Origin of the sequence: Paucihalobacter sp. (genome assembly GCF_036825875.1) — a bacterium.
Taxonomy (GTDB): Bacteria; Bacteroidota; Bacteroidia; order Flavobacteriales; family Flavobacteriaceae; genus Paucihalobacter.
In genome coordinates this window covers 1-12,685 of the sequence record NZ_DAISXK010000061.1, presented here as the reverse complement: position 1 = coordinate 12,685, position 12,685 = coordinate 1, and the positions used below count along the sequence as shown (strand labels likewise).

The following is a 12,685-nucleotide window of genomic DNA, read 5'->3' as shown; positions in this document are numbered from 1 at the left end:
AACAACTTATATCATCATAAATAATACTGTTATCCCGGAATATAAGATGTTAGACATTATAGTTTTTCAAATATAACAAATCTCCTCAGACAACTTAACAATCAAATGCTTCTATAGGTTAAACCTGTTATTTGAGTGTATTTTAATACAAAAATAGGGTGATGGTGTTTTGTTTTTTTACGGAATTCCGTAATACCATTAAATTTTTACATCACTTGGTTTTTCCGGGCAGTTTTACCATTGGATGCATTAAAGTAATTTCTGTAAGATTTCGGTTGAATTTATTCACCAATTTGATTTTAATTCCAGTGTGTTTACGCCTATGTTGTAAGCATAAACTGCAGCAGGAACATAGGTTAGATTGATTTCTTCAATGGTTTTATTGCCTAAGACATCAATGGTGGTAACAAGACTTGCGCTAAACTTATTTTGTCGGCAAAAATGTAGTAAGCTTTTTAATTCTTGTGGTTTTTCAAAATAACGGTTAGTCCATTTTACTTCTACGCACCATTGGGGTTTAAATAGTTTATTGTCTAGCAGTACAATATCAACCTCGCCTTCTGAGCGTCCCATTTTCCAGCGGGCATATTTTAAATCGAGCTGCTCTCGATGCATCCATTGTGAAAAAATGGCTGTTTTCACCATATTGCCCATTTCGTGATCGGTTTCTGTAATGGGCGAAAATAAAGCGGTTCGTAAAGAAGGATTGGTTAAATACACTTTAAAACTCGTTATTCTTTTAAATTTTTTGGCCGTATCACTTACCTTATGAATGACTTTAATTAAAAATGCCGCTTCAAGATATTCTAAGTATTTTTTAATAATTTCTTTTGCAATGCCACTATCTTTAGATAATTTTTCGAATGAAAATTCATTGGCTGTGTTATATGCCACATAGGTGAAAAAACTGTTTAGTTCTTGCACGTCTTTTATACCATATAAAGTGGGTAAGTCTCTCAGCAATACTTTATCTACAATATCGCTTTTGACATAGCGACCCATATCGCTTTGTATTTTTTCGGATAATACCACTTCCGGGTAGCCACCAAAGTTGAGATAGTGAAAAAACTCTTTGTTGAATGCTTTGTTATCGTGGGTTGTAAAAAAAGGAATTTGTTTTCCGTTGTAAACTATGGTTTTGGCCTGTACCAAGTGCCCCAAGCCTTTCAAATGTATGTATTCATGAAAGGTGAGTGGTGGCAACATAAAATCGGTAAATCTGCCAGCCCCACTTTCTGTACTTTGTAATCGCAAAGCAGCAGCAGCCGACCCAGATACCACAAACTTGGTTTTTGGATGCCTATCTACCAATACTTTAAGGTGGCGTTCCCAATCTTTCAGATACTGGATTTCGTCAAAAAAAACAAAACAACCATCCAAATTATCTACTTGCACAGCTTCTTTTGCCAATAACAAAATATCTTCTAGACTTAAGTGCATGTAAATAGGATTGTCTATGCCTATAAAAAAGATTTTTTGTGGTGAGATACCTTCTTGTATGAGCTCTTGAATGCTGTGAAACATCATGACTGTTTTACCTACCCGACGCGGACCCATAAGTACCACGGCGCGTTTGATATCTATTTCTTTTACAAATGGATAAAACAAATTAAAATACAAGCGCTTAATCATATCTCGATAAACTTGCTGGACGTTACCGGTTGTCCACCAAGGGTTTTCATATTGCAGGCGCTCTATTCTTTTAGCTGTTGGAATAACGGTATCAAAACTCATAATATAGCTTATTATGACACAAATGTAAAAATAAGTATTTATATAAATGCTTATTTTTACTTAAATGTTGTTTTAAGGGATAGCTAATTCATTTTATATTCGTGGGATAGGTCAAGACCTGTCTGGTACAATCCCTGCCAAGACGAAACATTTTTCAAACAACAAAGCCTTTCATTTTATTGAAAGGCTTGTTAAACATTTGTGGTCCCACTTGGGCTCGAACCAAGGACCACCTGATTATGAGTCAGGTGCTCTAACCAACTGAGCTATGGGACCAATAAGGCTGCAATATTACTACATATTTTATAATGGCACAAAATTTTTAATGATTATCGTTGATTTCTTGACATAATTCTACCAATACACCATTGGTGCCTTTTGGATGTAAAAATACCACCCATTTGTTATCTGCGCCTTTTTTGGGTGTTTCGTTTAATACCACAAAGCCTTCGGCTTTAAGCCGCTCTTTTTCAGCATGGATATCTGCGACATCAAAGGCAATGTGGTGAATGCCTTCACCCTTTTTCTCTATGAATTTAGCTATGGGACTGTTGCTGTTGGTGGCTTCTAGGAGTTCAATTTTGTTTTGTCCGACTTTAAAAAATGAGGTTTTTACACCTTCACTTTCTACGGCTTCGGTTTTATAGTGCGCTTCGCCAAATAACTTGGCAAATAATGCGTTAGACTGGTTGAGGTCCTTTACAGCAATTCCTATATGTTCAATCTTTAACATGTACTTAATTTTTACTTAAAGGTACAAAAATCGTTAAGATTTTGGATAAAAGCTTAATTTTGCATCATGGAAAGCAATAGACAAAAAAAAATAGCCGGAGTTTTACAACAAGATCTTGTTGACGTATTACAAGGTGCCGCTAGTTCGGGCGGCATGAGAGGCGTTATTATTTCGGTGAGCAAGGTAAATGTTACTGTTGATTTGTCGATTGCGAAAGTGTATTTAAGTATTTTTCCTAATGCTGGTGCCAAAGAACTTCTAGAAGGTATCCGCTCTAACAAACCTGCTATACGTCACGAATTGGCGCAACGCACCCGCCATCAACTGCGTAGAATGCCACAACTAGAGTTTTTTATTGACGATAGCTTGAAGTATATCGACAATATCGAAAAATCTTTAAGGGGCGAAGACAATCCTTTGGAAAAACCCGATTTATTAGACAAACGCAAAAAGTCGTAATTGAATGTTTCCTTTTATATAGCGAAGCGGTACTTGCTGTCTAAAAGCAGCACCAATGCTATTAATATTATGACCATCATTGCTTCGGCTGGTATTGTAATTGCCTCTGCTGCTTTATTTATTGTACTTTCCGGTTTTGCCGGACTTAAAACGTTTAGTTTGGGGTTTTCCTCTTTTGTGGATCCCGATTTAAAAGTGCTGCCAGCCAGCGGTAAAACCCTTGCTGTTGACTCCACATTATTGGCTTCTATTGCATCGGTGGAAGGTGTTTCGGCCATTTCAACAGTTATTGAAGAACGCATTGTGGTGTCTTTAGACGATAAAAATCTTTTGGCTTCCATCAAGGGTGTTGATACTAATTTCAGACGTGTTACCGCCATCGACAGTATGATTGCCCAAGGCAGTTGGTTTATGGAAGATAGCTTTCAAGTGGTTTCTGGCTGGGGTATTTCGAACGAGTTGTCGTTTGGGGTTTTGGATTTTGGTAGAACACTTCAAATTTATGTGCCCAAACCCGGTACTGGTCAGATTTCTTCAGTAAAAAATGTTTTTAACTCTATAAACGCCGTTAATGTAGGATTGTTCGATATTAATGAAGAGTTGAATTTGAAGTATATTTATGCTGATATCCATGCTGCTAAAATTCTTTTAAATTATCCTGATGATGTGATTTCATCTTTGGAAATTAAACTGGAAAACGGTGCAAGTGAAGCCACTATTATCAGTGAATTGAAGTCGTTATTTCCCGAACCAGTAGTTGTTAAAAACAGAGCCCAGCTGAACGATGCGCTCTACAAAATGCTCAATACCGAAAACTTAGCGGTTTATCTCATATTTACTTTGGTGATTATTATTGCGCTTTTTAATGTGATTGGTGCGATTATCATGATGATTTTAGACAAAAAACGATCGTTGAACACCTTGTTTAATTTAGGTGCTTCGGCCAAGGATATTAGAAAAATATTTTTTATTCAAGGAAGCTTAATGACGATGGTAAGTGGCGTTGTAGGTTTGTTTTTAGGAGTCGTTATTGTATTGCTCCAGTTAAAATTTAGTTTGCTAATGATTACAGCTTCTCTGCCCTACCCTGTAGAAATTAGGTGGTTTAATGTTTTTGTTGTGTTTGCAACCATCACTGTTTTAGGAGTGGCAGCTTCTAAAATAGCCTCGGCAAGAATCAATAAAAGTATGCTACTGCCTAACTAATTTAGTGGGCAAACTCATAGCCCGCGAATACCTCTAAAACCTCATCTAAGGCTTTAAATACATCTGCTGAATCATCGCTAGTAACCATTTTGGTTCGGTACTCTTTAAAATTTGGAATGCCTTTAAAATAGTTGGTATAATGACGTCTGGTTTCAAAAACACCCAGTTTTTCGCCTTTCCAATCGATGGACATTTGTAGATGGCGTCGAGCGGCTTCCACGCGTTCTTCCAAACTTACAGGTGCCATGTGGGTTCCTGTTTGAAAGAAATGTTTTACTTGTTTAAAAAACCACGGGTTTCCAATACTTGCTCTGCCAATCATTGCGCCATCCAAACCGTAACGATCACGCATTTCAACGGCTCGTTCTGGTGTGTTGACATCGCCATTTCCGAATACAGGTATGTGCATTCTGGGATTGTTTTTCACTTGTGCGATTGGCGCCCAATCGGCATCGCCTTTATACATTTGTGCTCTGGTGCGGCCGTGAATAGAAATGGCTTTACAGCCGACATCCTGCAGTCTTTCGGCCACTTCCATGATTTTAATGGAGTTGTGGTCCCAACCCAAGCGGGTTTTTACTGTTATGGGTAGATTGGTGCGTTTCACCATGGCTTCGGTTAGCTTTACCATTAAATCGATATCTTTTAAAATACCAGCACCGGCCCCTTTGCACACTACTTTTTTAACCGGACATCCAAAATTGATATCGATGATATCGGGGTTGGATTTTTCAACGATATCAACCGTTTGTAGCATGCTGTCCATTTCGGCACCAAAAATTTGGATACCTACCGGTCGTTCTTTTTCGTAAATATCGAGTTTCATGACGCTTTTGGCTGCGTCGCGAATGAGTCCTTCGCTACTGATAAATTCGGTGTAGACCACATCGGCGCCTTGTTCTTTGCAAAGGGCGCGAAACGGCGGATCGGATACATCTTCCATTGGCGCTAGCAGCAATGGGAAGTTTGGTAGTTCTATGTGGTCTATTTTTACCAAGTGGGCAATTTTTTGTGCAAAGTTAGTTGATTATACAATATTGCCAAAGTTTAAAAAAATAGCTTCAATTGATGGCGAAGCAATTTCGTTTGTTGTATCGTAAATAAACCTATCTGTTTTTAATTGTAAAACGGTTTTGATAGTATCAAATGATACTATTATTTCGGCTCCAATTCTAGTTCAGGTCACTTTTTAGGGTTGAAAAAGATTGAAGACTAAGTTTAGAATTGCAATTCAGCAGTCCTATTTTCGTCATTTCTTTTTACTACCACGGTAGTTTTGTCGCCTTTATCAAAAACCGACAGGGCACGCATATAGCTCATCATGTCTGTAATGGTACTATCGCCTAGTTTTATCACGATGTCGCCTTTTTGTAAACCGGCATTAAAGGCGGGTGTGTCTTCGCGGGTGCCGTCGATGCGCATGCCTTCACCGTCGTATAAATAATCGGGTACGACTCCTAATCCAACTTTAAAACGCGGCGTTTCTTCACTTTCGTTTTTGGTGGTTCTAAAGGCCAAGGTTCCGTTATCGTCTAGGTCGGAAATAATTTCAAAAATGTAGTCTGAAATTAGTTTCATTCCTCGGTAGTTTAGTTTATCCGAATCGTCGGATGGTTTGTGATAGTCTTCATGCTGGCCGGTAAAAAAATGCAGGACAGGAATATCGGCCAGATAGAATGAGGTGTGATCAGAAGGTCCAACACCGCTTTCATTTTCAACAATTCGGAAATGGTCGTTATGTGCCTGGATCACTTGTTTAAATATAGGTGAAGTGCCTGTACCATAAACAGCCAATGTTGAATCGGCTTTTAGTCTGCCTACCATATCCATATTAATCATATAGTTGATGTTTTTGGTTTCGACTGTTGCATTTTTCACGAAGTAATTAGAGCCTAAGAGTCCCATTTCTTCACCTGAAAATGCCATGAACAAATAGTTATTATTGTTAAGTGTATTGGTTGCATTGGTTTTGATTCGCGCCGCTAAATCTAATAAAACGGCAACGCCGCTAGCATTGTCGTCGGCACCATTATGAATGGCTTTATCATCGCCTCGGTACAAGGAACCTTCACCGCCATAGCCTAAGTGGTCGTAATGCGCACCGATGACAATAGTTTTTTCGGCATTGTTATTTATAAAGCCCAAGACATTTCGGCCAGTTATGCTGCCATCTTCGTTAGTGGTAAATTCTACTTCTTTGTGCGGGTCTGTTTTGGGTTTAAAGGAAAAAGGTTGTAAAAACCCATCGGTGCCTTTGGGTTCGAGACCTATTTTTTCAAATCTTGAGGCAATAAATTCGGCGGCTTTTACTTCGCCTTCGGTACCTGTTTGTCGGCCTTCTAGTTTATCATCGGCAAGGTAAGCCACATCGGTTTCAATTTGGTTTTCGTATTGCAATGTTTGATTGCAGCTAAGTACAGAAATTAAAAAAATGATAATTAGAATGGCTCTCATGACTTTAATATTTATTTTTGTGCAAAATTAGCTAATTATTACCATTTTATAATCACCAATTCATGAACAAAATTGCTATGTATGGGCTTATTTGCGGCCTTGTCTTTTATTCTTGCAACAACACAACCTCAAAAGAAAAAGAAACAGTATCTTCAACAACAGCAGCTGAAATAAGCTCAGAAAACCCATTAATATTTCCAGAAGAAGTTTATTTTAAATCTTTAAGACAGGTGACTTTTGGTGGCGATAATGCTGAGGCCTATTGGAGTTTTGATGACCAGCAATTGGTATTTCAATCCAACTACAAAAAATGGGGTGTTGACTGCGACCAGATGTTTGTTATGAATGTTAACGACACGTTTGAAGATAGCCAACCACCCATGGTTAGCACCGGTTTAGGCCGGACTACTTGCGCGTATTTTCTTCCTGATAACAAGCACATTATTTATGCCTCTACCCATTTAGGTGGCGAATTATGTCCTGAAGTTCCTTTGCGAGAAAATGGCAATTATGTGTGGCCTATTTACGACACTTACGATATTTTCATGGCCGATTTAGATGGTAATATCGTGAAGCAATTAACCAATGAAGTTGGCTATGATGCCGAACCAACGGTTTCCCCAAAAGGCGACAAAATTGTGTTTACCTCAACCAGAAGTGGTGATTTAGAATTGTATACCATGAACATTGACGGCAGCGATGTTAAACAAATTACCAATGAGCTGGGTTATGATGGAGGCGCTTTCTTTTCGTCTGATGGCAGTAAGATTATCTTCCGTTCATCACGACCCAAAACAGAAGCTGAAATTAAAAAGTATAAAGATTTATTGGCGAATGGTTTGGTTGAACCCACCGATATGGAACTTTATATTTGTAACGCAGATGGTAGCGACATGAGACAACTCACTTTTTTGGGCAATGCTAACTGGAGCCCGTTTTTTCATCCATCGGGTGAAAAGGTTTTGTTCTCATCGAATTATGAGGCCGAAATGGGTTTTCCGTTTAACCTCTATATGATTGATATTGATGGCAAGAATTTGAAACGAGTAACGCATAGCAAAACTTTTGATGCTTTTCCGGTGTTTTCAAATGATGGAAAATATTTGGTATTTTCGTCTAACCGCAACAATGGTGGTACGCGCGATACCAATTTGTTTATTGCAGAATGGCAAGATTAATCTTCAACCTTTAATCGCTGTCTTTCGTCTCTGGATAAACTGCGCTCATTGGTTTCAAGCTTTGTGTTTCCGAATTTATATCTAAAACCAAGCATAATGGTTCTATTATCAACATCGGTAAAATTAGAATTGAATTGGTTCAAATATCTCGTATTCGTATTTACGTCTTGATAATTAAATAAATCTTCAATACTTAAGGACAATACGGCGTTTTTGTTAAACAATGTTTTTGAAATACTAAAAGTTGAAAAAAATCTCTCATCAACCAACATCAAATTTTGTAAATTTCTGGTAAAAAGTAATAAACTGAAGCTAACCGAGAGACTATTGTCCTTTAAAAAGGTAAAGTCATTACTAAATACCGAATAGTTTGACCATTGATTTAACTCTACAAATCCGTCTCCAAAATTGGTGGATTCTTGCATGTTAAAAAACGAGGTGACAACGTAAATATTCCAACGATCGGTGGCATTGAAATATGTGCTAAAATCAAAGCCGAAATCAACTGTTTTATCCAAATTTACTGGTACATACGAAATAATATTGGTGGCGTTATCCTGTCGTGGTAATTCGACAATGTTGCCGTCATATTTTATATAGTAGGCTTCCACCGTAAACAAGTTAAAAAGCGTAGTGCCAATTACAAAATGGTTTTTAAAGGAAGGTAAGAGATTAGGATTTCCTGTTACTACATAGTTTTCGTTAAGGAAAAAAGTGAATGGATTTAAGTTGGTAAAATCTGGTCGTTGCAGACTTCGCTTAAAATTGCTATACACACTAAAGTTTTCAGAAACATCATATTGAATACTCGCATTTGGAAACCATTCTAAATAATCTTGTGTGTTTCTAACGGCGCCAAAGTCTGAAATGCCTTCAATATTGGTTTGCTCCACGCGCATTCCGAAGTTTAGATTAAATTTTTCCCAACTTTTACTGTAATTGGCATAAGCTGCAAATACTTTTTCGTCGTAGTCGAATACATTAGAATTTTGCGGATCGAACTGTTCATCACCTGAATTGGTGTCGATATCGAACTGCGACAAATCGCTATCGGTTTGCACATTAGAAAACTTAGCGCCCGTTTCAAACGAAGCGGTTTCGCTAAGCGTCAAGCTAAAATCTAATTGTGAGGTATAAATTTGTGTGCCTTGGTTGGCATTGCTTCTAAATTCTGAAGTTCGGTCTAAATTGTTAGTACTGTCGAAAAACTCCGATTCTACATTTTGATTTCTGGTATAATCGTAGGTAGTAAAATGCGCATTGAAGGACAATTTACTGCCTTTTTCGAATCGGTGCACCAAGTCTAAATCGGTTCCGATATTATGTTTGTCATCACGAGATATATTATCAGCGGTAAAACGGCCTAAAAAAGCATCGTTGCTATCGACTATGGACGTTTGGTTGTTGATTCTGTATTTAAAATAAGGCATATAAACGCCAGAAGAGGTCACACTAAGTGTGGTTTTATCGCTTAAATAATAGTCGAAATTGAGGTTTAGATTGTGGGTTTCGGACCAGGTGTTTCTGTTCACCAATGAACGCCATGTCTCTTCAACTTGATTATTATTGTCTAAAAAATTAACTGTGTCGTCGTTATCGCGGTTAATTTTATTGCCGTTATAGCTATAGTTAAGATTGAGATTGAATTTTTCGTTTTTGAAGAAATGACTCGTTCCTAAATTATACCTAGGAAATACCCCTTGGGTGTAATTATTAAATACAGAACCACGGTAACCTGTAACGAGGTTTTTTCCCATTACAATATTTAAAACCACACCACTATCGGCATCATACCGAGCAGATGGATTGGTGATAACCTCTACCGATTTTATGCTATTTGCAGAAGAACTTTCCAACAGCTCTGTAAGTTCGGCTTGGGATAATTGTACTTTCCTATCGTTAATGTACACTGTTGGCGTACTGCTTTTTACCATAATATTGCCGTCGGACACCAAAACCCCAGGTGTGCTTTTAAGCACCTGAAGGATATTTCCTTCCACGAGGGCTGTGTTTTCAACATTAAACGTTAACCGGTCTGGTGCGCGCTTGATGGTAGGTCTTGTTGAAGTAATATTTATTTCGGAAAGCATTTCGGCGTCTTCGGTAAGTGTGATCGTACCGAGGTCGGCGTCTGCCTCTAAATCAACTGGAATACTTTGTGTAGTGTAGCCAATAAAACTTATGCTTACGGTATACTTTCCCTTTAAAACATTAGTTATTTGAAAATAGCCCAAATCATCGGTACTTGTGCCTTTTACTATGGTGGAGTCCGTATGTCTCATAACCACCACATTTGAAAAAGATATGGGTTGATTATTGGCATCAACCACAATGCCTGAAACACTAAAGTTTTGTCCGACAGTAAGAGCTGGAATAACCAAAAGCAACAATACAAATAAGCGCATAAGCGAAATAGCAAGTAGTGAGTTGGGCTGCAATATATAAATAGTTTTTAACTTATGCTTACGGTTTTTCCGCACATTCGATTAAGGGTGACTATTACATTTTCACAAAATGAACTATTTTCTGGCTATCCGTTACATCAGCAATACTGTTATATAAGCACCTTAAAATAATTTTAATTAATTGATTTTTAGACCTCACGGGTTTTAAAAACCTGTGAGGTCTTTGCTTGACCACCTTTTATTACTTTCTAGGTATCATCAGAATGTTTCTAAGGATAATTTAGTCTGTGTGGATAATTTTATGTGTTGATTTTGACTTCTTATTATTGTAGCGGATTATGTATCTTTACAGCCAAAAAAATTGCCAGCCTTAACTGGCATGTTATCAAGAAAAAGATAAATGAAGCACATTAGAAACTTTTGTATTATTGCTCATATAGACCACGGAAAGAGTACTTTGGCAGACAGACTTTTAGATGCTACTGGTTCGGTTACAGATAGAGAAAAGCAAGAGCAATTGTTAGATAACATGGATTTAGAGCGCGAACGCGGCATTACCATAAAATCGCACGCCATCCAGATGGATTATGAATATAAGGGCGAAAAATATGTGCTTAACTTAATTGACACGCCTGGGCACGTAGATTTTAGTTACGAGGTTTCGCGATCTATTGCCGCTTGCGAAGGTGCTTTATTGATTGTAGATGCGGCACAAAGTATTCAAGCACAAACCATTTCAAACTTATACTTGGCTTTAGAGAACGATTTGGAAATTATTCCAGTACTTAATAAGGTAGATTTACCAAGTGCAAGCCCAGAAGAAGTAACAGATGATATTGTAGATTTACTTGGTTGCAAACATGAGGACGTTATTCCAGCCAGTGCAAAAACTGGTTTGGGGATTAATGAAATATTAGCGGCTATTATTGAACGGATACCGCCACCAAGTGGCAATGTAGATGAACCTTTACAGGCCTTAATATTTGATTCGGTGTACAATCCATTTCGCGGGGTTGAAACCTATTTTAGGGTTTTAAATGGCAGCATTAAGAAAAATCAGCTTATCAAATTTATCGCTACTGGCAATACGTATAACGCCGATGAAGTTGGAACTTTACGCCTAAAACAATTTCCGAGAAACGAAATAAAAGCTGGTGACGTCGGGTATCTTATTACGGGCATAAAAGAAGCCAAAGAAGTGAAGGTAGGTGACACCATTACCGATGCCAAAAACCCCACCAAGAATGCCATTGCAGGTTTTGAGGACGTAAAACCTATGGTATTTGCGGGGATCTATCCCGTAGATACTGAAGATTACGAAGAGCTAAGAAACTCTATGGAAAAGTTACAGCTCAACGATGCCTCTTTGGTGTTTACGCCAGAAAGTTCGGCGGCTTTAGGCTTTGGGTTTCGCTGTGGATTTTTGGGCATGCTGCATATGGAAATCATTCAGGAGCGTTTGGAGCGCGAATTTGATATGACGGTAATCACCACGGTGCCTAACGTGTCGTATCATGCCTTTACCAATAAGTCGCCCGATGAAGCGCTTATTGTAAACAACCCAACCGATTTACCGGAGCCATCAACCTTAAACCGTGTTGAAGAACCTTATATAAAAGCATCCATTATTACCAAGGCTGATTTTGTTGGTAATGTTATGAGTTTGTGTATTGACAAGCGCGGGCAAATCACCAATCAAACTTACTTAACTCCTGAGCGCGTTGAGCTCAATTTTGATATGCCACTTGCGGAAATTGTGTTTGATTTTTATGATCGGTTAAAAACCGTTTCTAAGGGCTATGCTTCTTTTGATTATTCACCTATAGGCATGCGTGCCTCAAAATTGGTGCGTGTTGATATTTTGCTGAATGGTCAAACGGTAGATGCACTTTCGGCTTTGATCCATGCGGATAATGCGTATCATATTGGTAAAAAAATGTGTGAAAAGTTGAAGGAACTCATCCCGAGACAGCAATTTGATATTCCGATTCAAGCGGCAATAGGCGCCAAAATTATTTCGCGAGAAACCATTAAGGCCTTAAGGAAAGATGTAACTGCTAAGTGTTATGGTGGTGATATTTCACGTAAACGCAAGCTTCTTGAAAAACAGAAGAAAGGTAAAAAGCGCATGCGTCAGGTAGGTAATGTAGAAATCCCGCAGCAGGCTTTTATGGCGGTTTTGAAGCTGAATGATTAACAAATTCCTTTGAAAAAAGGAATCTCAGACTTGTGAAAATAGTCCTGAGCTAAGGCCAAAAAAACATTTTTATTTTATCTTATATATTTGCCTTTATTGCACAAGCTTTAATTCCATTTACCATTTAATTTTGGGTTATAAGTCCCCGTTCGTAATCAATGGTTCGATTGATGAGATTCCTGCTTTCGCAGGAATTTATGCGACAAGTTGGTAATGTAGAAATCCCTCAGCAGGCTTTTATGGCGGTTTTGAAGCTGAATGATTAGCAAATTCCTTTGAAAAAAGGAATCTCTTAATAAAAAAGCCTTCACTATTGATT

9 protein-coding genes and 1 tRNA gene are annotated in these 12,685 nt (G+C 38.1%); 4 read left to right on the top strand and 6 right to left on the bottom strand.

Translation table 11 applies throughout. The annotated features are described in order from the left end of the window. Positions 1–285: 285 nt before the first annotated feature. The 3 genes from V7Z48_RS12645 to mce all read right to left on the bottom strand — a co-directional run bounded on the left by V7Z48_RS12645 (position 286) and on the right by mce (position 2,467). Entirely contained in the window at positions 286–1,734 is a 1,449-nt protein-coding gene (locus V7Z48_RS12645; RefSeq protein ID WP_334113931.1) for an ATP-binding protein, read from the bottom strand. Positions 1,735–1,936: 202 nt separating this feature from the next. Next, positions 1,937–2,010: transfer RNA gene (locus tag V7Z48_RS12640), tRNA-Ile, on the bottom strand. A 46-nt stretch (positions 2,011–2,056) separates the two neighbouring features. Beyond that, positions 2,057–2,467, bottom strand: a complete 411-nt coding sequence (mce, locus tag V7Z48_RS12635; RefSeq protein ID WP_334113930.1) for a methylmalonyl-CoA epimerase — start codon at positions 2,465–2,467, stop codon at positions 2,057–2,059. Positions 2,468–2,533: 66 nt separating this feature from the next. Between mce and rbfA the strand changes: the two genes are divergently transcribed. After that, positions 2,534–2,926: a 30S ribosome-binding factor RbfA gene (rbfA, locus tag V7Z48_RS12630; protein WP_334113929.1), complete on the top strand. Its 393-nt coding sequence runs from the start codon at positions 2,534–2,536 to the stop codon at positions 2,924–2,926. Continuing rightward, complete coding sequence (locus V7Z48_RS12625; protein WP_334113928.1) at positions 2,927–4,132, top strand: ABC transporter permease; 1,206 nt, start codon at positions 2,927–2,929, stop codon at positions 4,130–4,132. 1 nt (position 4,133) lies between these two features. Here V7Z48_RS12625 and dusB read toward each other — a convergent pair whose 3' ends face one another. Further along, complete coding sequence (gene dusB / locus V7Z48_RS12620; protein ID WP_334113927.1) at positions 4,134–5,129, bottom strand: tRNA dihydrouridine synthase DusB; 996 nt, start codon at positions 5,127–5,129, stop codon at positions 4,134–4,136. A 221-nt stretch (positions 5,130–5,350) separates the two neighbouring features. Further along, positions 5,351–6,586, bottom strand: a complete 1,236-nt coding sequence (locus V7Z48_RS12615) for a M28 family peptidase (RefSeq protein ID WP_334113925.1) — start codon at positions 6,584–6,586, stop codon at positions 5,351–5,353. A 62-nt stretch (positions 6,587–6,648) separates the two neighbouring features. On the opposite strand from V7Z48_RS12615, the gene V7Z48_RS12610 reads away from it, so the two are divergent. Beyond that, entirely contained in the window at positions 6,649–7,764 is a 1,116-nt protein-coding gene (locus tag V7Z48_RS12610) for a TolB family protein (RefSeq protein ID WP_334113923.1), read from the top strand. On the opposite strand, the gene V7Z48_RS12605 is transcribed toward V7Z48_RS12610, so the two are convergent. Further along, complete coding sequence (locus V7Z48_RS12605; RefSeq protein ID WP_334113922.1) at positions 7,761–10,202, bottom strand: outer membrane beta-barrel family protein; 2,442 nt, start codon at positions 10,200–10,202, stop codon at positions 7,761–7,763. The two genes, V7Z48_RS12610 and V7Z48_RS12605, sit on opposite strands and share 4 nt — an antisense overlap. A 367-nt stretch (positions 10,203–10,569) precedes the next feature. Here V7Z48_RS12605 and lepA point away from each other — a divergent pair, with 367 nt between their 5' ends. After that, entirely contained in the window at positions 10,570–12,366 is a 1,797-nt protein-coding gene (gene lepA / locus V7Z48_RS12600; protein WP_334113921.1) for a translation elongation factor 4, read from the top strand. Positions 12,367–12,685: the final 319 nt, after the last annotated feature.

What these genes read in the sequence shown, in the direction of transcription:
- V7Z48_RS12645 (WP_334113931.1), bottom strand. Translation starts at nt 1,734, where the DNA reads ATGAGTTTTGATACCGTTATTCCAACAGCTAAAAGAATAGAGCGCCTG.
- mce (WP_334113930.1), bottom strand. Translation starts at nt 2,467, where the DNA reads ATGTTAAAGATTGAACATATAGGAATTGCTGTAAAGGACCTCAACCAG.
- rbfA (WP_334113929.1), top strand. Translation starts at nt 2,534, where the DNA reads ATGGAAAGCAATAGACAAAAAAAAATAGCCGGAGTTTTACAACAAGAT.
- V7Z48_RS12615 (WP_334113925.1), bottom strand. Translation starts at nt 6,586, where the DNA reads ATGAGAGCCATTCTAATTATCATTTTTTTAATTTCTGTACTTAGCTGC.
- V7Z48_RS12610 (WP_334113923.1), top strand. Translation starts at nt 6,649, where the DNA reads ATGAACAAAATTGCTATGTATGGGCTTATTTGCGGCCTTGTCTTTTAT.
- lepA (WP_334113921.1), top strand. Translation starts at nt 10,570, where the DNA reads ATGAAGCACATTAGAAACTTTTGTATTATTGCTCATATAGACCACGGA.